The organism is Seohaeicola sp. 4SK31 (assembly GCF_028802875.1).
GTDB lineage: Bacteria > Pseudomonadota > Alphaproteobacteria > Rhodobacterales > Rhodobacteraceae > Seohaeicola.
Genome location: NZ_JARAMP010000012.1, coordinates 14,136 through 38,493 on the forward strand (window position 1 = coordinate 14,136; position 24,358 = coordinate 38,493).

Sequence of the window (24,358 nt, forward strand, 5' to 3'; positions counted from 1 at the left end):
TCAGTCCTCCTGCGGGGTCAGTTGGGCAAGGACGGCCTTCAGGCCGAAACTGTCACCCGCGGTAAAAGGCATTTCGGCAACCACACCGTCGCGCGGCGCGGTCAGGGTGGTTTCAAGCTTCATGCTTTCGATGACCAGAAGCGGCTGGCCTTCTGTAACGGTGTCTCCGGGCTTAACCGCCACCGAAACGACGACCCCCGGCATCGGCGCCAACAGTCGATCACCCCCTGCAGCGCCCTCCCTGCCGGCAAGCCGGTCGTCGGGATCGACCCTCCCAACCTCGAAGGTGCGCCCGTTCAAATGTATGAAGGTAGATTCCGATCCGACCGCCAGCCGCAACTCATGCGCCCGCCCCCCGGTCCGCAGCACATGTGCGCCCGGCGCCCCGGTCGGGTCCAGTTGGCAGGGAACTGCGCCATCTGGCATGTTCAGGACAAAGCGGCTGCCATCATGGGTTAGCCAGCATTCGGCCTCATGGCCGGCGATCATGAATATTCTGCGCATCAGTTTCTCCACCCGCCCATCTTGCGGTGCATTTCGGGTATCTGCATCACGTCGGTCACCAGACGTTGATCAGACAGGGCCGCCGCCGCCATAAGCAGGGTGGATACATCCTCGCCCGGCGCGGTCAGCACATCCGCCTGTTCGGCTAGAAACCCGGTTGAAACATCGCCCGACGCAAAATCGGGATGTGCAAGGATCGCGTCCAGATAGCCGGTGTTGGTCGTCACCCCGAGGATGACGTAATTCTGCACGGCGTTCCGCGCACGGGCGATGGCCTGTGCGCGATCTGCCCCATGCACGATCAGTTTGGACAGCATCGGGTCGAAATCGGTCGTGACCTTGCCGCCGTCCAGAATGCCGCTGTCTACCCGGACGCCCTCGCCTTGGGGTTCGTCCAGCAGCAGGATATCCCCAATCGCGGGCCGGAAATCGGCCGTCGCGTCCTCGGCACAGATGCGCAGCTCGATCGAATGGCCGGTCTGCCGAATATCCGGCTGCGCCGCGCTCAGCCCCTCGCCCGCCGCGATGCGCAACTGTTCGGCGACCAGATCGAAGCCCGTCACCATCTCGGTCACCGGATGTTCGACCTGGAGGCGGGTGTTCATTTCGAGAAAGTAGAAGGCCCCGTCCTGCGCATAGATGAACTCGACGGTTCCGGCACCCCGATAGTTGACGGCGCGCGCAATTCCGGCGGCGGTTTCGCAGATTTCCAGACGTTGCTCGGGCGAGAGCGCGGGCGAGGGCGTTTCCTCGATGATCTTCTGGAACCGGCGCTGGATCGAGCATTCCCGCTCCCAGAAATGCACCACGTTGCCCTGTCCGTCGCCCATCACCTGCACCTCGATATGGCGCGGGCGCTCGATATAGCGTTCGACGAACAGACGACCGTCGCCGAAGTACCGCTGGCCTTCGCGGCGGGCGGTTTCGATCTCGGTTTTCAACGTGCTGTCCTCGCGCACGATGCGCATCCCCTTACCGCCGCCGCCCGCCGAGGGTTTGATGAGAAGCGGATAGCCCAGGGTGCGGGCGCGTTCGACGAATGTCGTGGGGTCGTCATCCTCGATCGCCGAGGGGGCGACGGGAAAGCCGCGCTTTTCCACAAAGGCGCGCGCGCGGACCTTGTCGCCCATTAGGTCGATGACCTCGGAGGTCGGGCCGACAAATGTCACACCGGCCTCTTCCAGCGCCGCGACGAAACCGGCATTCTCCGACAGAAAGCCGTAGCCGGGATGCACCGCATTAGCTCCGATCTTTCTTGCGGCCGCAACGATCTGCGAAATATCGAGATAAGCCGCTACAGGCGTTGGGCCGTCGATCATCACAACCTCATCCGCGATCAGATGGGCCGGCCCCTCTTGTTCGGCGACGTGGCGCAACACAGCCGTTGCAAGGCCGCGGGCCTTGGCGGTGCGCAACACGCGCGCCGCGATTTCACCCCGATTGGCGACCAGGAGTTTTGAAATAGTCATGGTATTTTCCTCTTGTTCGGGTCCGAGGCGTTCAGCCCGTCGCGCGCGGCCAGGTCGGCCGGCACGGGAATAAGGCACGCTCGCGCTCTCTGGTCAGAACGATCACCCGACATGCGCTGTGGCCTTAGGCAGCACGCATGGTGGCCATGATCCCGTCTTTCATCTCTAGGCTGAGAGCATTTCGGTTGTAGGGACGTCGTATTAGCGGTTTCATCGCCGCGTCCCTGCGACCGGACTATGCCTTCACCCATTTTCGAAACGCCCCCGCATTGTTCGTCCACCATGCTTATCAACGTCAGGTCGTGAAAGGCGTGGTTCGATCTATTTTCTAACAGATGTTTGATTATGGTCAACACTCCAGACTATTAATACTTGGAGGATGAAGAAATGGCAAATCAGGTTGAGGCTGTGGCAGCTGATCTCGAAGCCATCAGGGCGCACTATTTTACCGATGAACGACGTCAGATCGTCTATCACGTGGATTGGGTGTCATGCAGGACGCTGCATCCCCGATCCGCGGCACCTGACAGTGACTGCGGCCTGCCCGCCCGTGGACGCCTGTGCCGCCCGGGGTTAGAAGGCAGTTCTTGAAGTCCGATCCGATCCTGACCACGAGTAGCACGAGGACATTGTCCAGTTTTCGGGCGGGGGCTTCGATGTCCGGGATACTGGGATAGATAGCTTCGTCCAGCGCTTCGACCGCCCTGGGAAGAAATCAGTCCCGCAGACCCGCAAATCAAAGGCAGAAACGTTAGTGGAGCCAGCGCTCGTGTTCTGCGCCGGCGGCTAATGTGGTTCACCCTGAACAACTCTTATTCCACTGTTCTTGCGAGATAGGGCGTGGATTTCCTCAGGTTTAGGATGTAGCGTTTGATATTATTGCGGCCGGAGCCCTGCAATTTCGAGCTGCGATATGAAGTCCAGAAAGCCGTCCCCGGAACAGGATGATCTGCTTCGGACACGATTGGTCGAGATGATCGACATGCGCCACGAACTTGTGAAGCTCGCCGCCCTGATCGACTGGGAGGTCTTCGAGCGGGAATAGGCCGGGCTCTTCTATCTCCAGCACGCGTTCCGACTATCCGATGAAGCCGTCGTGGCGAGGTGGGCGGAGAACCCATACTGGCAGCATTTCTGCGGCGAGACGTACTGTCAGCATCGTCCACTGATCCTTCATCCATGACGCGCTGGCGCAACCGCATTGGCGAGGAAGGTGTGGAGTGGCTGCTGACCGAGACGATCAAGGCAGGACAGCGCGCCGGGACGGTGCAGGACGATCATCTGAAGAAGATCACCGTCGACACCACGGTGATGGAAAAGAATATCGCACACCCCACCGATGCCCGACTTTACGAAAACATCGCGGCGCAAGTTGGCCGGGTTGGCCCGTGAGGCTGGCATCCGCCTGCGGCAGAACTACAACCGCCTCGGCCCCCGGCTTTGCGGACAGGTCGGTCGCTATGCTCACGCCCGGCAATTCAAGCGGATGCGCAGGGCGCTGCGTCGGCTCAAAGGCTTTACTGGCCGTGCTATGCGGGACATAGAACTGCAGATGGACAAGGTGGTTGACGGGCCACTGAAATCGCGCCTGCAAGATCTGATGGTGCTGGTGAACAGGTTGCTGGCGCAGAAGCCGAAGGACCACCGAAAGCTCTACAGCCTGCACGAACCGGCGGTGAGCTGCATCTCAAAAGGAAAGGAGCACAAGCGCTATGAGTTCGGCACGAAGGTCTGCGTCGTCACCACCACCTAAGGCGGTTTTGTCGTCGCCATGCGGTCGCTTCCAAGCAACCCTTATGACGGCCACACCCTGCACGAGGCGCTGGAGCAGGTGGAAATCCTGACGGATCAGCGCCCGCAGATGGCCTTCGTCGATCGCGAGTACCGTGGCCACGGCGTGGAGAATGTGAAGGTCTTCATCAGCGGTGCTCGGCGCGGCGTCACCAGAGCCATCGCCAAGTTCCTATGACTACGAAGCGCCATCAAGCCGATGATCGGCCACATGAAAAACGACGCTCGGCTGACCCGATGCCCACTCAAGGGAACGACTGGCGACACGTCCCGACGGCCGGTCATTGTGCTCCTTCTATCTACTTGCCTGTCCAATTTGGCTTGCGTTTCTCCAGAAAGGCCGAGAAACCCTCGCGCGCGTCCTCGGTTGTGGCGATGCGGGGCAACATGGTTTCGGCAAAGCGGAACTGTTGCTCGATCGTCATGTCCTGCATTGCATGATAGGAATACTTTCCCAAACGGACCGCCGAGGGAGACCGGGCGATGATCTGGCTGGTCAGTTCATCCACCTTGGTATCGAGCGCTTCCGGTTCCGTCACATAGTTGACGATACCGTATTCCAGCGCCTGCTCTGCGCTCCATGGTTCGCCTGTGATATACATTTCCAGCAGACGGCGACGCGGGATCACCCGCATCATCTGCGGCATGATCATCATCGGGAACAGACCGATCTTGACCTCTGGGGTGGCGATCCTGGCAGTGCTGGCCATGATGGCGATGTCGCAGGCGCAGACAAGCCCGGCCCCGCCGCCCATGGCGTGACCATTGATCCGGCCGATGATCGGCTTGTTACAATTTTCCATCAGGGTAAACAGGCGGACGACGAAATGTCCCGGCTGCGAGATGTCGCCGGTAAACGGTCCGCCATCCTTGCCTGCCTTGAGGTCTCCCCCCGCGCAGAACGCGCGGTCCCCGGCGCCGGTCAGCACGATGACAAGCACGTCGTCATTCGCCTGAGCCTCCTCGAATGCCGCGATCAGTTCCGTCACGGTTGCCACGTTCAGCGGATTGCGTTTTTCCGCATTATCGATGGTTATTCTCGCAACACCGTTGCTGACTTCCAGCAAGACGTTCTTGTCAGGCATATTTTTCTCCACTCTTAGCTTCCTTTCGCAGGCGTCGCTCTCTTGCCGAATCCCTTACGTCCTGAAGACACCGTAGTGCGGCGCGTTGGGGGCCACACCGGCTGCGCAGGTCAACGCGATCCCGAGCATGTTGCGCGTATCCAGCGGGTCGATGATTCCATCGTCATAAAGCCGCGACGTGAACCAATAGGCCGAGGTTTCGTTTTCCGCCTTAGCGCGCACCCGGTCGCGCAGTTCCTGCACCGAACCCCCGTCGAGGTCGGGATCGGCGCGGCGCATCTGTGCCAGCTTGACATCGCCAAGCGTGCGCGCGGCCTGTTCCGGCCCCATCACCCCCATCTGCGCATTTGGCCACGACATAATAAGCCGCGGATCCCATGCCCTCCCGCACATGCCGTAATATCCGGCACCAAAGGCACCCGATGTCAGCACCGTCAGCTTAGGCACCTCTGACCCGGCTTGCGCCATCAGCATCTTGGCCCCGTCCTTGGTGATGCCGCGTTCTTCGTATTCGCGGCCGATCATGTAACCGGTGGTATTCTGAAGAAAGATCAGCGGTGTCCCGGTCTGGTTGCAGAGCTGGATGAAATGCGCCGCCTTCAGGGAACTGTCGTTGAACAGCACGCCGTTATTGCCCAGAATCCCGACCTTGCAGCCCCAGATGCGCGCATAGCCGGTCACCAGGGTGATGCCGTAATTCGGCTGGTATTCGTGAAACCGCGAGCCATCGACAATGCGGGCGATGACCTCGCGCATGTCGAAACGGACACGGTAATCCGTCGGAACGATCCCGTAGATTTCCCTCGGATCATAGTAGGGTTGTTCGGGGGTGTCCCAATTGAAGGCGCGAGGTTTGCGCGGGAACGTACCGACGATCTCGCGCGCCAGGATGATACCGGCCTCTTCGGAATCGACCGGATAGTCACCGGTACCCGAAATCGAGGTATGCATGTCGGCGCCGCCCAGGTCGTTGACAGAGACTTCTTCGCCGGTGGCGGCCTTTACCAGCGGCGGCCCACCAAGGAAGATCGCGCCAGTGTCGCGCACGATGATGGTATGTTCGCACAGCGCCGGCACATAGGCACCGCCCGCCGTGCAATGCCCGCAAACGATGGCAACCTGCGGGATGCCTTTTTTTGACAGGATGCACTGATTGCGGAACACCCGCCCGCCGGGGGCGAAAACGCCCGACATTTCTTCGAGATAGCCGCCCGCGCTGTCGCAGAGATGCACGACGGGCAGTTCGTTTTCCAACGCGAATTCCAGTGCGCGCACGATTTTTGGTACCGACATCGGATACCAGGCACCGCCCTTGTTGGTGCTGTCGTCGGCGTGGATGACCACCTCGCGCCCGGAAATCACGCCGACCCCGGTGATGATGTTGGCACCCGGTGCCTGGCCGTCATAAAGATCGTTCGCGGCCAGGCTGGAAAATTCCAGGAATGGCGTGCCGGGGTCCAGAAGCAGATCCAGCCGCTGGCGCACCAGAAGCTTGTTCTGCCGCTTCAACCGGGCGAGATCGCGCTGGGGACGGTCATGACGCGCCTTGTCCTGCATTTCGTGAAACCGCTTCACGACCTCCTGCATTCGGGCTGCGGCCATTTTGAACTCCGCCGAATCCGGGCGGATATGGGTTTCCATCCGTCTCATTAGACCGTCTCCTCCCGCGGTTCCAGACGCAGCAAGACCTCCTTGCCGCCGAAACTGACCCCCGTCGCGAACGGCACCTCAGCAACGATGCCGTCGCGCGGGGCCGTGATCGTGGTTTCCAGCTTCATGCTTTCGATCACCAGCAGCGGCTGACCTTCCGCCACCGCGTCACCGGGTGCCACGGAGATCGACACCACTACACCGGGCATCGGCGCGATCATCTGGTCCTGCGACGCACCGCTTCCGACGTTGCCGAGGGATTCGGCCGGATCGATCCGGCCAATTTCATAGGCACGGCCATTGACGTGGATGAATGTTGCCTCTTCGCCAACGGCGATGCGCATCGGGATGCGGGTGCCGCCCAGCACGAGCGTATAGGCACCCCTCCCAGCCGTTTCTTCAAGAGCGCAAGGAATTTCGCGCTCATCCATATGCAGGACATGGGTCCGAGCTGTTGCGGCCAGCCAGACCGGGATGTCCACCTCGTTGATCTCTAGAATGCGGCGCATCAGTTTCTCCAGTTCCCCATCATCCGGTAGATTTCCGGCACGCTTTCCACCGCTTTCACCAGGCGCGCATCCGAAAGCACGGTGGCGGCCGCCAGAATGTCGGTGCTGACAGCGTCGCGATCCTGCTTCAAAGCCTGCGATTCCTCGGCTAGAAACCCGGTTGAAACATCGCCCGACGCAAAATCGGGATGTGCGAGGATCGCGTCCAGATAGCCGGTGTTGGTCGTCACCCCGAGGATGACGTAATTCTGCACGGCGTTCCGCGCACGGGCGATGGCCTGTGCGCGATCTGCCCCATGCACGATCAGTTTGGACAGCATCGGGTCGAAATCGGTCGTGACCTTGCCGCCGTCCAGAATGCCGCTGTCTACCCGGACGCCCTCGCCTTGGGGTTCGTCCAGCAGCAGGATATCCCCAATCGCGGGCCGGAAATCGGCCGTCGCGTCCTCGGCACAGATGCGCAGCTCGATCGAATGGCCGGTCTGCCGAATATCCGGCTGCGCCGCGCTCAGCCCCTCGCCCGCCGCGATGCGCAACTGTTCGGCGACCAGATCGAAGCCCGTCACCATCTCGGTCACCGGATGTTCGACCTGGAGGCGGGTGTTCATTTCGAGAAAGTAGAAGGCCCCGTCCTGCGCATAGATGAACTCGACGGTTCCGGCACCCCGATAGTTGACGGCGCGCGCAATTCCGGCGGCGGTTTCGCAGATTTCCAGACGTTGCTCGGGCGAGAGCGCGGGCGAGGGCGTTTCCTCGATGATCTTCTGGAACCGGCGCTGGATCGAGCATTCCCGCTCCCAGAAATGCACCACGTTGCCCTGTCCGTCGCCCATCACCTGCACCTCGATATGGCGCGGGCGCTCGATATAGCGTTCGACGAACAGACGACCGTCGCCGAAGTACCGCTGGCCTTCGCGGCGGGCGGTTTCGATCTCGGTTTTCAACGTGCTGTCCTCGCGCACGATGCGCATCCCCTTACCGCCGCCGCCCGCCGAGGGTTTGATGAGAAGCGGATAGCCCAGGGTGCGGGCGCGTTCGACGAATGTCGTGGGGTCGTCATCCTCGATCGCCGAGGGGGCGACGGGAAAGCCGCGCTTTTCCACAAAGGCGCGCGCGCGGACCTTGTCGCCCATTAGGTCGATGACCTCGGAGGTCGGGCCGACAAATGTCACACCGGCCTCTTCCAGCGCCGCGACGAAACCGGCATTCTCCGACAGAAAGCCGTAGCCGGGATGCACCGCATCAGCCCCGATCTTTTTTGCGGCCGCAACGATCTGCGGAATATCGAGATAAGCAGCGACCGGGGTCACCCCCTCGATCATCACGACCTCGTCGGCAATAAGATGGGCCGGGGCTTCGATCTCTGCGGCATGCCGGAGCACCGCAGTCCTAATACCGATGGCACGGGCTGTGCGCACCACGCGGGCGGCGATTTCGCCACGATTGGCGACAAGGAGTTTATTGATGCTCATTTCCGGCTGTCGTCCTTATTTTGAGTCTCTCCCCGCGTGCTCGCAGGGAGAGGGTTTTCAAGGAAATGTCAGCCGGTCATTCGACTTCCATCCGCTCGGACACGATCGAGAACGATTTGTCCTTGGCGTTGGATTGCACAACGGTCACTGCGGTGGGCGCGTGACGATTGCCTTTGCCATAAGTGACCGGCCCCAGCAGGCCACCGGTTTCGAACCCGTCCAGACCTTCCAGTTTGTCAATGACGCAGGCCCGGGTCAGGTCAGTGCCGCACTCGGCCATAGCGTGCTCGAAAATCAGGGCCCCGGCATAGCCCGCCAGCGAGTACCGGTTCAGCGAATCCCGTTCGGCGTCGCTGAGGTATGTGTTGGCCAGTCCCATGAATTTCGCCACACCAGGAACCTCAAGTGCGGTCAGCGGGGGCACATAATCCGCCGCATAGTAACCGTCGCCTGCACTTTCGGCCAACGCCTGAACCGGGGTCAGATGAGCGGAATGGGCGCCGAGGAACGTGATATCCATCCGGTTCTTGGCGGCTTCCTTCATCAGGGTCGAGTGTTCGGCCACGACGCCGCCGGAAACCAGCACGTTTACGCCTGCGGCGCGTGCCCGCAGCATTTCGGCCGAGAAATCCTTTTGGCCGCGCTTGAATTTAATCTCCAACACGTTGTTCAGACCGTATTTTTCGATGCCCGCGAGATAGCCACAGCGCACATCATCGCCGAACTCGTCGTCCTGAAAGGCGATCGCGTATTTTTCGTCTTTCAAGCCGAGTTCTTCGACGAGATACGTCATCCCAGCGCCAATTTCCTGGCAATAGGTCGGTCCGACCACGAACAGCGGATTCAACGGCGGATCGAAATGGTGCGAATTCACCGCCATGTTGTTGAGTGTCGGGATGCCGAGTTCGTTGATCAGGGGCATCATGGCTGCCAGTTGCGAACTGCCCGAGGTGCCGATTAGCCCGAAGATATCATCGACCTCAACCATCTTCTTCAGCGCCTGAAGCGCGCGCGCCGGAACGTATCCGTCATCTTCGAACACAATCTCCACCTTGCGGCCGTTGATGCCGCCACGGGCGTTCACATCTTCTTGCCAGACTTTCAGCGCAAGTGAATGCGCCTTGCCCAGAAGGCTGGGCGGGCCGGTCAATGGGTCCACGGCGCCCAGAATGATCTTGTCGTCGGTAATGCCGGGTTCCGCCATTGCACCGGCGGTTCCAATCGCCAGAAGAGCGGCGGGCAGCGTCCCTCTCAAAAGCCAGTTCATTGTTTCTTCTCCCTTTTTATGGCCCATCCTTCTGGACCGTCCGTATCAGTATCTGAATGGCCAGTTGATCCATCGGTTCTTGTATTCGCGATAGATCCCCATCAACCCGTCCGGCTCGAACCGCAGGAAAAGCACGATGGTCAGACCGTAAATGAACCCTTTCAATTCCAACGCCGACAGTGATCCCAGCGACCCGCCCGTCAAACTGATCACATAGTTCAAGACCTCGGCCAGCCCCAGCACGAAGACCACACCGATGACAGCCCCGGCAGTGGATCCGAGACCGCCAACGATGATCATGGAAACAGCCTCGATCGAGAGGATCAGGCTAAAGCTGTCGACGTTTACAAAACGGATATGATAGGCCATCAGCGCGCCCGCCACGCCCGCATAAAACGAGCTGACGACAAAGGCATAAAGCTTGTAACGTGCCACCGGGATACCCATCGCACGGGCGGCGATATCCTGTTCGCGGATCGCCAGAAAGGCGCGGCCGATGCGACTGCGTTTGATGTTGGCGGATCCCAGAACGGCCAGGGTCAAGATCGCCAGAATCAGATAGTAGAACGATTTGTCTGTCGCCAGTTCCAGCCCGAAGATCGCGGGCCTGGGCGTCGATATGCCGGCAGAGCCGTGCGTGATGCTTTCGGCGCTCAGGATTATGTGAGTTATGATGATGGTGAAGGCCAGCGTCGTGATCGCAAGGTACAGCCCCTTTAGTCGCAACGAGGGTATCCCGACCAACAGCCCGAACGCCGCCGCCATCAGCCCTCCGGCCGGCAGACACAGCCATAAAGGCATGCCGTAATCAGCCGAGAGGATAGCCGCAGTATAGCCGCCGACAGCCAGAAACCCGGCGTGGCCAAAGGAAATCAGACCTGTGGTTCCGGTCAGAAGATTCAGACCGATTACCCCGACGGCCGCAATCATCATCCCGTTGACCAGCGACGTCACATGACCGGTCAGCACCAGTGGTGCGGCCAGCGAAATGATCGCGAGCGCCCATGTCCAATAGGTCTGCGTTGGATTGCGGAACAGCGATATCAGTTCGCCATAGCTTTCCTGAATAACTCCCGTGCGCATGGCTCAGACCCTTTCGATTTCAGGCGTCCCAAACAATCCGTAGGGACGGATCATCAGAACCACCAGAATGACCAGGAAACCGGAAATCTCTTTCAGCCCCTGTCCAATATAGCCTTCGGACAGGTTTTCCAGGAGGCCGATGAGAATGCCTGAAATCGCCGCACCGAACACGGAATCCAGACCGCCGAGAATAACTGCCGGAAAGGCACGCAGGCCCTGCGTCCACATATCTGGCCCCAGGCCATAGATCGTGCCCAGCAAAACCCCGGCCAACCCGGCGATGACCGCCGCAATGGCCCAGGCCAGCGCATAGACCCGCGTCACGTTGATCCCCATCAGCAGCGCCGTGGTTTCACGCGCCGCCGTGGCCCGCATGGCAACGCCCATGCGCGAAAACCGCAGGAAAGCCCACATGCCCATCACACAAAGCGCCAGCAGACCAATGGCATAGAGCTGCGAAGTATAAAGGAAAACCAGGCCAAGCTCGACGCCACTGTCACCAATGTCGGTGGGCAGAACCATGGGGTCGGCCCCCCAAATCATGACCACCACCGCACGTATCATCACCGCCAGCCCGATGGTGACCATTACGGTTGAAAACACGTCCTGTCCCAGCATAGGGCGGATAAAGATCCGCTCGATCACTAGGCCGACCGCGGCCGAAAGCGCGACGCAGACCACCAGCAACCCCCAGAACGGCAAGGTCCATGAGTTCGCGATTGAAAAGGCCATGTATGAAATCAGCATCATGACCTCGCCCTGGGCAAAGTTGACCACACTGGTGGCCTTGAAGATCAGTGCATAGCCCATCCCGATGAGGCCGTAGATCACGCCCATGGCGATGCCCGAAACGCTGAGCAATATGAAATAGTCCAATTTCGTCCCCCCTTATCCGTAGATTTCCGCCATCTCGGCTGCAAATTTCGTCTCGATGATATTGCGCCGCACTTTCTGCGTGGCGGTCATTTCTCCGTCGTCATGGTCCAGCTCCTTTTTCAGCAGGACGAACTTGCGGATGTTCTCGACCCGTGCAAAAGCATCATTCACCCGTTGCACCTCCTTCGAGATGAGCTCCCTGACCGGTTCCATCCTGGAAAGATGGCTGAACGTGGTATAGGCAAGGCCTTGGGCCTGAGCCCACTTTCCGACGGTGTCATAGTCGATCTGCAACAGCGCCCCGAGAAAGTTCCGCCCCTCGCCGACCACGATCGCCTCGGAGATATAAATCGAATCCTTCAAGGCGTTTTCGATTTCAGACGGTGTAATGTTCTTGCCGCCCGATGTGATGATGATGGACTTTTTCCGGTCAACGATGGCGATTTCGCCGTTGTCCAGTTGTTCGATCACATCGCCGGTGTGAAGCCAGCCATCAATGACGGTTTCGTTCGTTGCCTTTTCATTGTCGAGGTAGCCCAGAAAGACACTGGGGTGTCTGATCAAGAGTTCGCCATCCTCGGCTATCCGGTATTCAAGGCCCGGCGCAGCAACACCCGCAGCCCCGACCCTAGTCTTGTCGGCATTCTGAAAGAACGCAAGGCCAGACGATTCGGTCATGCCGTAAACCTGATAGAGCGGCACGCCGATAACCCGGAAGAACCGGACGACCTCGGGCGAAATGGATGCGCCACCGACGAAACCGGAATGCACCTTGTCGATACCCATGAACCGTTTCAGCGGGTTGAAGACTAGAATCGTGGCTGCAAAATACTTGACCCGCTCGACAGGGGTCAGTTTCCCGCCGGCCTCGGTCTTGCGGAAATGCGCCTGTCCCAGATCAAGCCCCCAGCGATAGATCCGCTGGGCCATTGGGCGCGCATCCTGAATCCGGATCGCCGCGCTGTATTGCAGCTTCTCCCAGATCCGCGGCACGCCTAGGAACACCTTTGGCGCGACTTCCCGCAGGTTGGTCTGCACCGTATCGATGGACTCGGCGAAATTCACCTCGCCCCCGACCATCAGGCTGAGAACGGCAGAGAATATCCGTTCTGCCACATGACAAAGCGGCAGATAACAAACCACGGAATACTGCTCGCGCGTCAGATTGAACTGGTCGATCAAAGGATAAGATGCCACAAGCAGGTTGCGATGTGACAACAGCGCACCTTTCGGCGGACCTGTGGTGCCCGAAGTATAAACCACAATCGCCGGATCGTCGGGTCTGGTGGCCTCTACGCAATCGCGGAAGAAATCGGTATCCACGGGCTGGCCTGCTGCGTGACCCAACCCTTCCTGCACCACTTCGTCAAATGACTTCAGGCGCGTCCGGTTATAGCCGCGCATCCCCTTCATATCGACGCAAACGATAAGTTTCAGATCGGGAAAGGCACCATTACTCGCTTCGGCATCCAGAACCTTATCTACCTGTTCCTGATCGCCGCAGACAATGATGCTGCTTTTGGAATGTCTCAGAATATAGTCGATCTCGGGCCAAGGATTGGTTGGATAGACCCCGACGGTCATGCCGCCAAGCGCCTGCGTTGCGACGTCGGAATAAAGCCATTCAGGCGTGTCTTCGCTGGCGATGGCCAGACGGTCGCCGCGCCCGAAGCCCATGGCGTGAAGGCCAAGGGCAAAGCCACGTACCTTAGCGAAATACTCTCCCCATGTGATTCGGTTCCAGATCCCGAGATTCTTTTCCCGCATTGCGAGGTCGCCGGGGATGGTATCGGCCCAGTGCATCAACAGTTGCGGCATGGTGGTACTGCCGTTTTTGAGCGCCAGTTTCAGATCATCCATCATTCACCCCCGCCCGTTCCGCTGGCTTGTGCCCCAGATAAGCCTCGATCACATGCTGATTGGCTCGGATCTCCTCCGGCGTGCCGTAAGCGATCCGCTCGCCGAAGTTCATCACGACGATGTGGTCGGAAATGTCCGTGACGATGCCCATATCATGTTCGATCATCATGACCGTGATCTCGAGTTCCTCCTTGAGATCGAGAATGAAGCGCGCGATGTCTTCGGTCTCCTCCGCGTTCATACCCGAAACCATCTCGTCGAGTAGCAAGAGCTTGGGTTCGGTTGCCAGAGCGCGACCTAGTTCGACCCGCTTCTGCAATCCGTAGGCCAGAGCGCCCACGGGAACGTCCCGCACATGCTGGATTTCCAGGAAGTCTATGATCTCCTCGACCCGCTTGCGGTGCGCCCGTTCCGCCGCCCGCGTGGACGGGCCGAAGAACAATCCGCCCAGAACGCTGGTCGTCATGTGGCTGTGGCGTCCGACCAGCAGATTATCGACAACGCTGGCATGTTTGAAGACCGCCAGGTTCTGGAACGTGCGCCCCATGCCAAGCGCCGCAATCTTGTGGGGTGCTTCGCGTGTAATGTCCTTGCCATCCAGGGTGATTGTGCCCGATGTCACCGGAAGAACCCGGCTGATCATGTTGAACATCGTGGTCTTGCCGGCTCCGTTGGGGCCGATCAGGCTGAAAATCTCGCCCTTGAGGACCGGAAAGCTCACATTGTTGACCGCCGTCACGCCACCGAATTTCTTAATCAGATCATCAACCTGCAACAGCACCGTCATGACAGCCACCTCTTGCGCCTCTTGTAGTGTTTTACATCGCGCATGTTGCGTCTGTGGCCGGATTCGGAGAACCCTAGGTAGAATTCCTTGACATCCTCGTTCTCCATAAGCTTCGCCGGGGTGCCATCCATCACCACACGGCCGTTTTCGATGATATAACCGTAGCTTGCGATCGATAGTGCCAGCTCGGCATTCTGCTCCACCAACAACACCGAAACGTTGCCTTGTTTCACCAGTTCGGTCACGGCGGCGAATATCTCGGTGATGATCTGAGGTGCCAGCCCGAGGCTGGGTTCGTCCAGCATCAGCAGGCGCGGTCGGGACATGAGGGCGCGACCGATCGCCACCATCTGCTGTTCGCCGCCCGACAGATAGCCCGCAATCGTGCCGCGTTTTTCTTTCACGCGTGGAAAGATGCTGAAGACGTAATCCAGCGCCTCCGCCGCCGCCGGACGGCTGCGGGTGATCCCACCCATCATCAGATTTTCCTCGACTGTCAACGGCTCGAACAACTGCCGCCCCTCAGGAACCGTGACAACGCCGCGGCGCACGATTTCGTCGGGTTTGCGGCCAACGAGGTCTTCACCTTCGAAGGTGATTGTGCCGCCGATGATCTCGCCCTCCTCAGGGTAGAGCACACCGGATATCCCCTTGAGAATCGTCGATTTCCCCGCCCCGTTCGACCCCAGCAAAGTGACGATCTTGCCCTGCTCGACCGAGAGTGACGCATCGCGCACCGCTTCGATCACGTTGTCGTAGACGATCTGGACGTTATTGACATTCAACATCACGCGGCGACTTCCCCGACCGCGTTCAGCCCGTCGCGCGCGGCCAAGTCAGCCGGCACGGGGATTTCGATATCCAGCAGCATCTGGGCAAACCCCTTGCCTTGCGGATCGATGCGGACCGAGGCGATGCCGCCCCCGCCAAGCGATTCATGCAGCAGGAAATTCAGCGAGTGGCTTCCCGGCAGGTCGAACCGCTCGACCTTGCCTTCGCAGACATGGGCGAAATAGTTATTTACCACCGCCTCACTGAGAGCCGACCGGATAAAAGGCAGGTAGTCTGGCTTGCGCGCCAGGATACCGATATTGGCGATATCCCCTTTGTCGCCCGACCGTCCCCAGGCCAGATCGACGAGGCGCACCTTGACCGCGTCCGGACCGGGCTTGCGGCTCTCTGCGGGCGGTGCGGCCGGCGGATCAAGGTAGACTGGGTTGGCGGCCACGGTGACGGGCACATCCCTGCCGTCGACCTCGACTGCGACGGGGGTGTCGGCCTTGTCCTGCAGGAACGAGAACAGCCGCACCACCGGCTGCACCTTGGGCCGCCCGGCAAAGAACCCGGTCAGCCCCTGCGCGGTCGAGATAGCCATCGGTGCGATCTCGCCAGCGAAGATGTTGAGCGCGGCGCGGTCGTCATGGATCGCGCCGATCTTGAGCACAACTTCGCGCGTCTGTGCGCGGGCGTTCGCGCCATAGGCGGCCTCTGCGCCCAGCACTTCGACGCTGACCTGCCGGAAATCGCCCAGATTGCGGTCGCGGAAAATCCGGCGGCAGCGGGTCAGGATCGCCTCGGCCACGCGTTCGGCCTTGGCGGGTGCGTCAATCGCGGCTAGTGTCAGGGTGGAGACAGCGCGCCAGCCATCGGCATGGGTCGCCGAGACCTTGTAACTGCCGGTACGCCCGAGACCCTTGCCGCCTTTGACCAACACCCGATCCGTCCCGACCTGGTCCAGCGTGACCTGCGACCAGTCGCAGATCACGTCGGGCAGCAGGTAAGCGCGCGGATCGCCGATTTCATAGAGCATCTGCTCTCCGACCGACCCGGGCACGACCAGCCCGCCCGTGTTTGGTGTTTTGGTCATGACAAAACTGCCGTCCTCGGAGACCTCGACGATGGGCATCCCCATGTCGTCCCAGCCCGAAACGTCCTGCCAGTCCGTGAAATTGCCGCCGGTCCCCTGGGGGCCGCACTCGATCAAATGGCCCGCCAACGATCCCTGGCTGAGCTTGTCCCAATCATCGTCGCCCCAGCCGAATTCATGCATCAGGGGCCCAAGCGCCACCGCGCTGTCGGCGCAGCGCCCGGTGATCACGATGTCGGCCCCGGCATCCAGCGCCGCCGCGATGGGGCGGGCGCCCAGATAGGCGTTCATGCTCCAGATATCGTCGGGAAACGCGACGCCCGAGAACATCTCCGTCTGACCACCGGCGCGGATATCGTCGGCCCGCGCCGACAAATCATCGCCCAGCACCACACCGATGGACACATCTATCCCGGCCTCGGCGGCGACTTTAGCCAGCGCATCGCGGCAGCCACGTGGGTTCACACCCCCGGCATTGGCAACGACCTTGATCCCCTTGGCCTTGATTTCCGGCAACCAGGGTGCCAGCGCCGTGACGAAATCCGGCGCATAACCCGCATCGGGCGACTTGGCGCGGGCTCGCGCCATCAGCGACATCGTCACTTCGGCCAGATAGTCGAACACCAGATAGTCGATCTCGCCTTTGGAGACCAGTTGACCGATCGCTTCAGGCGTATCGCCCCAGAATCCCGATGCGCACCCGATGCGCAGTTTTCGATCCGACATGTGCGTTTTCCTCCCACTTGATCAGCGGCCTTGAAATATTTTCTAACATATGTTTGATTTTGGTCAACACTGCAGATAACTATTTTTGGGAGGATTTTGGGAGGATGAAGAAATGACAACTCAGAGTGAGGCTATCGCGGCTGATCTGGCGGCCATCAGGGCAAATTATTCGCTGACCGATGAGCAGCGCCAGATCGTCGATCACGTGGCGCGGGTGTCCCGCGAGGTTCTTCACCCGCTACAGGCACGCATGGACCAAGAAGATTGGTGGCCTGACAATCTTTTCAAGCAGATGGGCGAACTTGGTCTTCTGGGGATTACGGCCCCGGAGGCTTTGGGCGGATCGGGCCAGAACGAGTTTACCCAGGCGCTGGTGTCGGAGGTGATTTCGAAGTGGAACCCCGCCGTCGGCCTGTCGCATGGCGCGCATGACAACCTGTGTCTGAACAACCTGCTGCGCAACGGCTCCGAAGCGCAGGTGAAAAAATATGTGCCGGGGTTGTGTTCGGGCGACCTGGTCGGGGGGCTGGGGCTGACCGAGCCCGGCGCGGGATCCGATGCGCTTGGCTCCATGGCCACCACCGCTCGCCGTGATGGCGACGACTATGTCATCAACGGCTCGAAGATCTACATCACCAACGGGCCGATTGCCGATGTGATCCTGCTCTATGCCAAGACCGACAAATCCAAAGGCGCCAAGGGCATTTCCGCCTTCATCATCGAAACCGACAATCCCGGCTTCAAAGTGGCGCAGAAACTGGACAAGATGGGCTTTCGCGGCTCGCCTACAGGCGAGCTGGTATTCGAGGACTGTCGCGTTCCGGCCTCGGCCATGCTGGGGGTCGAAAACTCCGGCGTTGCAGTGGTGATGAGCGGGCTTGATCTAGAACGAGCGATGGTCGCTTCGGTCTGCGTCGGCATGGCCGAACGCGCGCTTGAACTGGGTCTGGAATACGCGAAGATGCGCGAACAGTTCGGCAAGCCGATCGCCAGTTTCCAGATGATGCAGTCGAAACTGGCAGAGATCTACACCGAGGTCGAAACCGCTCGGGCCTTCAGTTATCGGGCCTTGGCGGCCTGTGTCGGCTTGCCGAAGGGTGCAGGGGGTCGCGGTGAGATCCACAAGCTGACCGCGGCCGCCTGCCTTTACGCGGGAGAGGCCTTCAACAAGGCCGTCACCGAAGCCTGCCACATCCACGGCGGCTCGGGCTACATGCAGGACACCGAGATCAACCGGCTGTTCCGCGCCAACAAGCTGCTGGAGATCGGCGCGGGCACCAGCGAAGTGCGCAAGATCATCATCGCCGAAGAACTTTTGCGCGCCTGAGGGGGACGAGACCATGAATAAGCAACTGCGCAACGACATCAATCTTCCGACACATTTCATGACAGACGAACAGCAGGCATTGGCCGATCAGGCCGGAAAGTTCTTCTTTTCCGAGTTCCACCACCTGAACGCGGAGATGGACGACACCGACGACCTGCCGCCTTCGGTCTTTCTCAAGCTGGGCGAGATGGGCTATCTCGGTCTCAACGTACCGCCGGAATTCGGCGGCGCGGGGCTCGACTTCACCTCGGCCTGCATCATCACCGAACAGCTGTCGCGCGCCTCGGCGGCCATCGGGTTGACCCATGTCGCGCATGACAACCTGTGCGTCAACAACATCTACCGAAACGCCAATGACGATCTGCGCCGCAAGTATCTGCCCGGCCTGTGCAACGGCACCCTGGTGGGCGCGCTTGGCCTGACCGAACCGGGCGCCGGGTCGGACGCGCTCGGCTCGATGAGGACCACGGCGAAGAAGGATGGCGATGACTATATCCTGAACGGCACCAAGATATACATCACCAACGGGCCGATTGCCGACTTGGTGCTGGTCTATGCCAAGACCTCGCCCGAAAAGGGCGCCAAGGGCATTTCCGCCTTCATCGTCGAAACCGACACGCCCGGCTTCAAGGTGGCGCAGAAGCTCAACAAGATGGGTTTTCGCGGCTCGCCCACTGGCGAGCTGGTGTTCGAGGATTGCCGGGTGCCTGCGAAGAACATGGTTGGCAAGCTGGACGGCGGCGTTGCGGTGACAATGTCGGGGCTGGACCTGGAGCGCGCCATCGTCTGCTTCAATGCCCTGGGGATTGCGCAGCGGGCGCTGGATATTTCCATCGATTACGCCAAGACGCGGCAGCAGTTCGGCAAGCCGATCGCCAGTTTCCAGATGGTGCAGGCGATGCTGGCCGACATGTATACCCAGATCGAGGCGGCGCGCAGCCTGTCGCTGAAGACGGCCGCCATGTGCGAGGGGCTGGAAGAGGGCGAAGGCGGACGCGGCGAGATCCACAAGCTGACCGCTGCGGCGATCTTCAAGACCGCCGCGGCGACGTCCTTCGTGCTGGACAAGGCGGTGCAGATCCACGGGGGTTCGGGCTACATGCGTGATACCGAAGTGAACCGCCTCTACCGCACCGGACGTGTGCTGGAGGTCGGCGCGGGCACCCAGGAGGTGCGCAAGCTGATCATCGCCGGCGAACTGCTGAAAAACTGAGGGGGCAGAACATGAGCGAAGAAGAAGCACGGCGTTACGCGCCGGATCTCATGGCGGGCCAGGTGGCTTTGGTCACCGGATCCGGCTCGGGGATGGGCCGGGCCACGGCCCTGGAAATGGCTTCCTGCGGGGCCAGGCTGGCACTGTTCGCGCGCCGCGAAGAGCCGCTGCAGGAGACCGCCGAGATGATCCGCGCGGCGGGTGGCGAGGCCCTTGTCGTGCCCGGCGACACCCGTGACGCGAATAGTATCGAAATAGCGATGGAGCGCATCAAGGACCATTACGGGCGGCTTGATGTTCTGGTGAACAACGCGGGCGGCCAGTATATAGCTGCCGCGCGCGACATCACCAACAAGGGCTTCGAGGCCGTGATCCGCAACAACCTGATCGGATCGTGGCAGATGACACGCGCCGTGGCCGATCATTTCATGTACGAGAACGGCGGCTCCATCGTCTTTGTCACCGCCATTTCAGCGCGCACCGCGCTCACCGGTTTCACCCATACCGTCGCCGCCCGCGCGGGCGTGACGGGCATGATGAAAACGTTGGCCGCCGAATGGGGCGAATACGGGATCCGGCTGAACTGCGTCGCGCCGGGAACGATCAAGACAGAGGCGCTTGGCCGCTATCCTATTCCGCCGGAACGCTGGAAGGAGCTTAACCGCTCGGTCCTGAACCGGATGGGCGCGGCGGAGGACATCGCCGGGACGATCATTTTCCTCGCATCCAGATTGGGGAATTTCATGACCGGCGAAGACATCTATGTAGACGGCGGGGAAACCTTGCACATGGGTCACGATGCCCGTGACATGATAAACCCTGATATGTTCGAGAAACGCGAACGAGGAGATGGAAGAAATGAGTAGCCCTCCCGTCCTTCTGAATATCTCCGATAGGATCGCCACGGTTACGTTGAACGATCCAGAACGTCGTAATCCGATCACCGGTAACGAGATGATCGCGTCCCTTCTTGAGATATTCGCGAAAGTTCAGGCGGACCCGCAAGTTAGCGTCATGATCCTGACCGGCGCGGATCCGGCCTTTTGCGCCGGCGGCGACATCAAGGAAATGAATGACCCCGACAGTATCTTTCGCAAGGAACCGCTTGCGGCAGCGCAGAGCTATGTCGATGGGGTGCAGCGGTTGCCTTTGGCGCTGTACAACCTCGACGTTCCGACCATAGCAGCGGTCAACGGCGCGGCGGTCGGCGCGGGATGCGACCTGACGATGATGTGCGATATGCGCGTCGCCTCGGACAAGGCGCGGTTCGGCGAAGTCTTTTTGAACCTCGGAATCATCCCGGGCGATGCGGGCAGCTGGTTCATGCTGCGCCGTCTGGGCCATCAGAAAGCTGCCGATCTGACCTTCTCGGGCCGCATGATCGATGCCGCCGAGGCCCTGGAAATGGGAATGGTGCTGGAGGTCGTGCCGCATGACCAGTTGATGGACCGCGCCCGCGAACGCGCCGCCGTCATCGCATCGAAGCCGCCGCGCGCGGTGCGGATCGCAAAGCGTCTGATGCGCAATGCCGAACGGATGGATCTACCAGATTTCCTGAATTCCGCGGCGGCCTATCAGGCGCTCATGCATCAGACTGAAGACCACCACGAGGCGGTTGCTGCCTATATCGAAAAGAGAAAACCGAGCTTCACGGGTCGCTAAAGGAAGATCGCATGTCCGATATAGCTCAGAAAAAAATCGAGCAGATCGCCCAGATGTGGAATGAGCGCGGCAAGGGTTTGATTACCCATATGGCGCTCGAGATTGAGGAGGTTTCGACCCAAGGCGTGCAAGTTCGAATGCCGTTCAACCCCGAGTTCTGCGTGGATAGGGAACAAACACTACTTCATGGTGGTATCCTGACCGCTCTTCTAGACAGTGTGTTCGGTCTTGCGAACTTTGTGGCCATCGAGGGTGTCAGCACGATGGCAACGCTTGACCTCAGGGTTGATTACCTGCGGCCCGCTCGATCGCGCGCGGACGTTATCGTTCGCGCGCATTGTTTTCGAAAAACCCGCCATATTGCCTTCGATTCGGGCAGTATCTGGTTTGATGGCCATGAGAATGCGGAAATTGCACGTGGAGTCGCATCATTCGCATTGACCCGTGGAGACTCCAGCCTGTTTGACGCGTTGGAAAAAGGAGATCCATCGTGATCAACTTGCAAGCCGTCAATGCAAATGTATCCCGCGTGCCGTTCTTCCGTTTTCTCAACTTTGAGGTTCAGAGCGTGGACAGCTGCCACGCCGAAACCGAGATGACCTTTGTAGAACGCCACATCGGAAACCCAGTCATGGACTACTACCATGGCGGGATCATCGCGAGCTTCATGGAAGCGACCGCCGCTATCGCAGTTCATCCCGATTTCGCGGACGTTCCGGCAAAGCCGATCAATCTGACCGTCGATTACCTCCGACCTGGCGTGAAGGGATCGCTTTATGCCCGTGCTAATGTTACCCGCAAGGGCAAGCGGATGGCGAGCGTCAGCGTGACCACATGGCAGACGGACCGGGAAAAGACGGTTGCGGAAGGGCTGTACCACTTCCTTCTGGTTTGATCGCAATGGCTGCGCTCATCAGGCTCGCGCGACGTTCTCCCTGTCGCAGATCCCTTCAAGAAGCAGCGTGATGAGCATGCCAGAGAACTCAGACAATGAAAGATACCCCGAGCTTCCCTCCTTGTTGGGATCAAACCATTCCACCGTCCAGTTCAAGGCGCCCAACATCACCTGGCGCAGAGGGACAATCTTGACGTCAGATCTTATGGCATCGGCCTCTTGCGCTTCGCGAAGAACCCTGTCCCAGAGATGCCCATACTCATGACGAATACCCCTGTGTCTCTTCCTTAAATGATTGGGCAGCATCCCATAGCTTCTGATGTTCGCAGACGTGAATTCGCTTGCCTTGAAGAGAAAATGTAAATGCGTACAAATCGCAGTTGCGATCCTAGCATGATGGTCGATTGGCGCATGAAATTCTTGGACTGCTGCGGTGACCCCAGATAGCAAATCGCTCAAGCCGGCGTTCAGAACCTCGTCCACTATCGCGTCTTTGGATTTGAAATGGTAATAGACGCTGCCCGCCTTCATATCCGCTTCATCCGCGATCTGTCTTAGCGTGGTCGCCTTGTACCCTTTGTCTCTAAGAACGCGCGCCGCGGCCCTCAGGATTTCGGCGCGGGTTTTTGCGGCCTTGCCGATGGTGTCTTGCTCTTCAACAGAAGCGGCTACGTCGCCCGCCTTCTGGCCGTCTACGTTAGCCCGGTGACTGGGACACATACCGTCAAGTATCAGTTTGCTCATACGTTCTGCGAGGATATGAACCGGATACTGATCCACTTTATACCATTCGACGGTCCAGTTCATGGCGCTCAATATGAACTGCCGGATCGCCGTAACGGAAATGTCGTTTCTCAAGGTGCCATAGTCTTTGGCATCCTGCAGAAAGCTGCTCCATACCCCGGCATAGGAGGCACGCAACTCACGGTGTGGTGCGCGCGCTTCATCCGACAGCATCGGATAGTTCCGGATATTGGCGGAAGTGAAGTCGCTGTCGGTCAGAAGATAGGTCAGGTGGGTTTCGATAAGCAAAGCGAAGGTCTTGCGAAATTCTTCGGGGCGCTGCTTCGTCGCGCGGACGATTTCGCAGACCTTCTCGTAAAGCTGCCGCACACCAAGTTCGAGAACCTCGCTCAAAATCTGGTCCTTGGATTGGAAATGATAGTAGATGCTTCCGGCTTCTATCCCTGATCCATGGGCGATGTCGCGCATCGTCGTCGCGTAAAAGCCATCGTGCCGAAAAAGTCGGGCAGCCGTAGCGAGGACGTCCCCCCGCGTCCTTTCGGACTTGCTCAGGTCATCTTCGATTTTATCGACCACATCGAGTCCTCGCATCATCAGCGATCGATACTTGTCGCCCATAAGGATGTCCATTGCAATAAATCTAACAGGCGTTAGAATGTACGAAAGGACGCCTCGAATCAAGTTCTTTGCGAAGGTGTTAGCGGCAGAGGAGGACATCCATATGCGAGGATTAAATGGAAAACGTGTCATCGTGACGGGTGGCGGCAGCGGAATCGGGCGCGCGGTGTGCGAACGTTTCGGCGAAGAAGGTGCCGAGGTTGCGATCTTCGATATGAATGAAGGCGGCGCGCAGGAAACGGCCCGTCTGATCCAGAGCGGCGGAGGAAAAGCCCAAGCTTACAAGGTGGACATCACCGACCGGGCTGAGGTGGACAAGGCTGTGGCCGCGTTCGAGGCTGGTGGTCCGATCGACGTGCTGGTGAACAACGCCGGCTGGGATGTGATAAAACCGTTCCTCGACAGCGATGCGGATCTGTGGAAAAAGGTCATCGACATCAACCTTTATGGTCCGCTGAACATGCACCACGCGGTGTTGCCCGGCATGGTCAATAACGGCGGGGGCCGCGTGGTCAACATCGCCTCCGACGCCGGCCGTGTCGGGTCTTCGGGCGAAGCCGTTTATTCGGCTTGCAAGGGCGGCATCATCTCGTTCACCAAAACCGTGGCGCGGGAACTGGCGCGCAAGGGCATTCAGTTGAACGCTGTCGCCCCCGGCCCGACCGATACGCCGCTGTTTGCTCAGGTTGCCGAGGGCGAGGCCGGTCAAAAGATCGCCGAGGGTCTCAAGCGGGCGATTCCGATGAAGCGTCTGGCGCAGCCGACGGATTATCCTGGCATCATCTGCTTCCTGTCGTCCGACGACGCCGGTTTCATTACCGGCCAGGTGATCTCGGTTTCCGGCGGCTTGTCGATGCACGGTTGACCGTGGGCGGGAGTGCCTGTCACAAGGTATTGCCGTCACGCCGTGTCCAGGGTTACCTCCCCGACTGGCCGCGCCAAATGTGCGGCCC

21 protein-coding genes and 1 pseudogene are annotated in these 24,358 nt (G+C 59.8%); 8 read left to right on the plus strand and 14 right to left on the minus strand.

Translation table 11 applies throughout. The annotated features are described in order from the left end of the window. Positions 1-504 (minus strand): biotin/lipoyl-containing protein, encoded by a 504-nt coding sequence (locus PVW27_RS11335; protein WP_274557807.1) that lies wholly within the window; start codon positions 502-504, stop codon positions 1-3. After that, positions 504-1,973: an acetyl-CoA carboxylase biotin carboxylase subunit gene (locus PVW27_RS11340; protein WP_274557808.1), complete on the minus strand. Its 1,470-nt coding sequence runs from the start codon at positions 1,971-1,973 to the stop codon at positions 504-506. Before PVW27_RS11340 ends, PVW27_RS11335 begins: the two co-directional genes overlap by 1 nt. 913 nt (positions 1,974-2,886) lie before the next feature. On the opposite strand from PVW27_RS11340, the pseudogene PVW27_RS11345 reads away from it, so the two are divergent. Then, a pseudogene (locus PVW27_RS11345) lies at positions 2,887-4,029 on the plus strand (IS5 family transposase); the annotation flags it as partial. 34 nt (positions 4,030-4,063) lie between these two features. On the opposite strand, the gene PVW27_RS11350 reads toward PVW27_RS11345, so the two are convergent. From PVW27_RS11350 to PVW27_RS11400, 11 genes are all read right to left on the minus strand, one after another. Beyond that, positions 4,064-4,849, minus strand: a complete 786-nt coding sequence (locus PVW27_RS11350; protein ID WP_274557810.1) for an enoyl-CoA hydratase-related protein — start codon at positions 4,847-4,849, stop codon at positions 4,064-4,066. Positions 4,850-4,903: 54 nt separating this feature from the next. Continuing rightward, positions 4,904-6,499, minus strand: a complete 1,596-nt coding sequence (locus PVW27_RS11355; RefSeq protein ID WP_274557812.1) for an acyl-CoA carboxylase subunit beta — start codon at positions 6,497-6,499, stop codon at positions 4,904-4,906. Continuing rightward, positions 6,499-7,008: a biotin/lipoyl-containing protein gene (locus PVW27_RS11360; protein ID WP_274557813.1), complete on the minus strand. Its 510-nt coding sequence runs from the start codon at positions 7,006-7,008 to the stop codon at positions 6,499-6,501. The genes PVW27_RS11355 and PVW27_RS11360 overlap by 1 nt, the downstream gene beginning before the upstream one ends. Next, entirely contained in the window at positions 7,008-8,480 is a 1,473-nt protein-coding gene (locus tag PVW27_RS11365; RefSeq protein WP_274557814.1) for an acetyl-CoA carboxylase biotin carboxylase subunit, read from the minus strand. Before PVW27_RS11365 ends, PVW27_RS11360 begins: the two co-directional genes overlap by 1 nt. A 76-nt stretch (positions 8,481-8,556) precedes the next feature. Further along, positions 8,557-9,774 (minus strand): ABC transporter substrate-binding protein, encoded by a 1,218-nt coding sequence (locus tag PVW27_RS11370; RefSeq protein WP_338019952.1) that lies wholly within the window; start codon positions 9,772-9,774, stop codon positions 8,557-8,559. Between the two features lie 18 nt (positions 9,775-9,792). After that, on the minus strand, positions 9,793-10,830 hold the full coding sequence (locus PVW27_RS11375) for a branched-chain amino acid ABC transporter permease (RefSeq protein WP_274557815.1): 1,038 nt from the start codon (positions 10,828-10,830) through the stop codon (positions 9,793-9,795). 3 nt (positions 10,831-10,833) lie between these two features. Then, positions 10,834-11,706, minus strand: coding sequence for a branched-chain amino acid ABC transporter permease (locus PVW27_RS11380; RefSeq protein ID WP_274557817.1), 873 nt, complete (start codon positions 11,704-11,706; stop codon positions 10,834-10,836). Positions 11,707-11,718: 12 nt separating this feature from the next. Then, on the minus strand, positions 11,719-13,569 hold the full coding sequence (locus PVW27_RS11385; protein ID WP_274557819.1) for an AMP-dependent synthetase/ligase: 1,851 nt from the start codon (positions 13,567-13,569) through the stop codon (positions 11,719-11,721). After that, positions 13,559-14,353 carry an ABC transporter ATP-binding protein gene (locus tag PVW27_RS11390; RefSeq protein WP_274557821.1) on the minus strand — a complete coding sequence of 265 codons (795 nt, stop codon included), beginning with the start codon at positions 14,351-14,353 and terminating at the stop codon, positions 13,559-13,561. The genes PVW27_RS11385 and PVW27_RS11390 overlap by 11 nt, the downstream gene beginning before the upstream one ends. Then, positions 14,350-15,141 carry an ABC transporter ATP-binding protein gene (locus PVW27_RS11395; protein WP_274557998.1) on the minus strand — a complete coding sequence of 264 codons (792 nt, stop codon included), beginning with the start codon at positions 15,139-15,141 and terminating at the stop codon, positions 14,350-14,352. The genes PVW27_RS11390 and PVW27_RS11395 overlap by 4 nt, the downstream gene beginning before the upstream one ends. Next, positions 15,141-16,946, minus strand: coding sequence for an acyclic terpene utilization AtuA family protein (locus tag PVW27_RS11400; protein ID WP_274557822.1), 1,806 nt, complete (start codon positions 16,944-16,946; stop codon positions 15,141-15,143). The genes PVW27_RS11395 and PVW27_RS11400 overlap by 1 nt, the downstream gene beginning before the upstream one ends. A 112-nt stretch (positions 16,947-17,058) precedes the next feature. On the opposite strand from PVW27_RS11400, the gene PVW27_RS11405 reads away from it, so the two are divergent. From PVW27_RS11405 to PVW27_RS11430, 6 genes are read left to right on the plus strand one after another with little or no spacing between them, the layout of a single operon-like run. Further along, the gene (locus PVW27_RS11405; RefSeq protein ID WP_274557824.1) at positions 17,059-18,273 is read left to right on the plus strand and encodes an acyl-CoA dehydrogenase family protein; all 1,215 of its coding nucleotides are present in this window, start codon (positions 17,059-17,061) and stop codon (positions 18,271-18,273) included. Positions 18,274-18,286: 13 nt separating this feature from the next. Further along, a complete protein-coding gene (locus PVW27_RS11410) occupies positions 18,287-19,486 on the plus strand; it encodes an acyl-CoA dehydrogenase family protein (protein ID WP_274557826.1) in 1,200 nt (399 codons plus the stop codon). Positions 19,487-19,497: 11 nt separating this feature from the next. Continuing rightward, the gene (locus tag PVW27_RS11415) at positions 19,498-20,352 is read left to right on the plus strand and encodes an SDR family NAD(P)-dependent oxidoreductase (RefSeq protein WP_274557828.1); all 855 of its coding nucleotides are present in this window, start codon (positions 19,498-19,500) and stop codon (positions 20,350-20,352) included. Beyond that, positions 20,345-21,148 carry an enoyl-CoA hydratase-related protein gene (locus tag PVW27_RS11420; protein ID WP_274557830.1) on the plus strand — a complete coding sequence of 268 codons (804 nt, stop codon included), beginning with the start codon at positions 20,345-20,347 and terminating at the stop codon, positions 21,146-21,148. The genes PVW27_RS11415 and PVW27_RS11420 overlap by 8 nt, the downstream gene beginning before the upstream one ends. Before the next feature lie 11 nt (positions 21,149-21,159). After that, the gene (locus PVW27_RS11425; protein WP_274557832.1) at positions 21,160-21,642 is read left to right on the plus strand and encodes a PaaI family thioesterase; all 483 of its coding nucleotides are present in this window, start codon (positions 21,160-21,162) and stop codon (positions 21,640-21,642) included. Next, entirely contained in the window at positions 21,639-22,043 is a 405-nt protein-coding gene (locus tag PVW27_RS11430; RefSeq protein ID WP_255471308.1) for a PaaI family thioesterase, read from the plus strand. The genes PVW27_RS11425 and PVW27_RS11430 overlap by 4 nt, the downstream gene beginning before the upstream one ends. A gap of 18 nt (positions 22,044-22,061) precedes the next feature. On the opposite strand, the gene PVW27_RS11435 is transcribed toward PVW27_RS11430, so the two are convergent. Next, on the minus strand, positions 22,062-23,405 hold the full coding sequence (locus PVW27_RS11435; protein ID WP_274557838.1) for a TetR/AcrR family transcriptional regulator: 1,344 nt from the start codon (positions 23,403-23,405) through the stop codon (positions 22,062-22,064). A gap of 103 nt (positions 23,406-23,508) precedes the next feature. On the opposite strand from PVW27_RS11435, the gene PVW27_RS11440 reads away from it, so the two are divergent. Then, entirely contained in the window at positions 23,509-24,270 is a 762-nt protein-coding gene (locus PVW27_RS11440; RefSeq protein ID WP_073068781.1) for a glucose 1-dehydrogenase, read from the plus strand. Positions 24,271-24,358 lie beyond the last annotated feature (88 nt).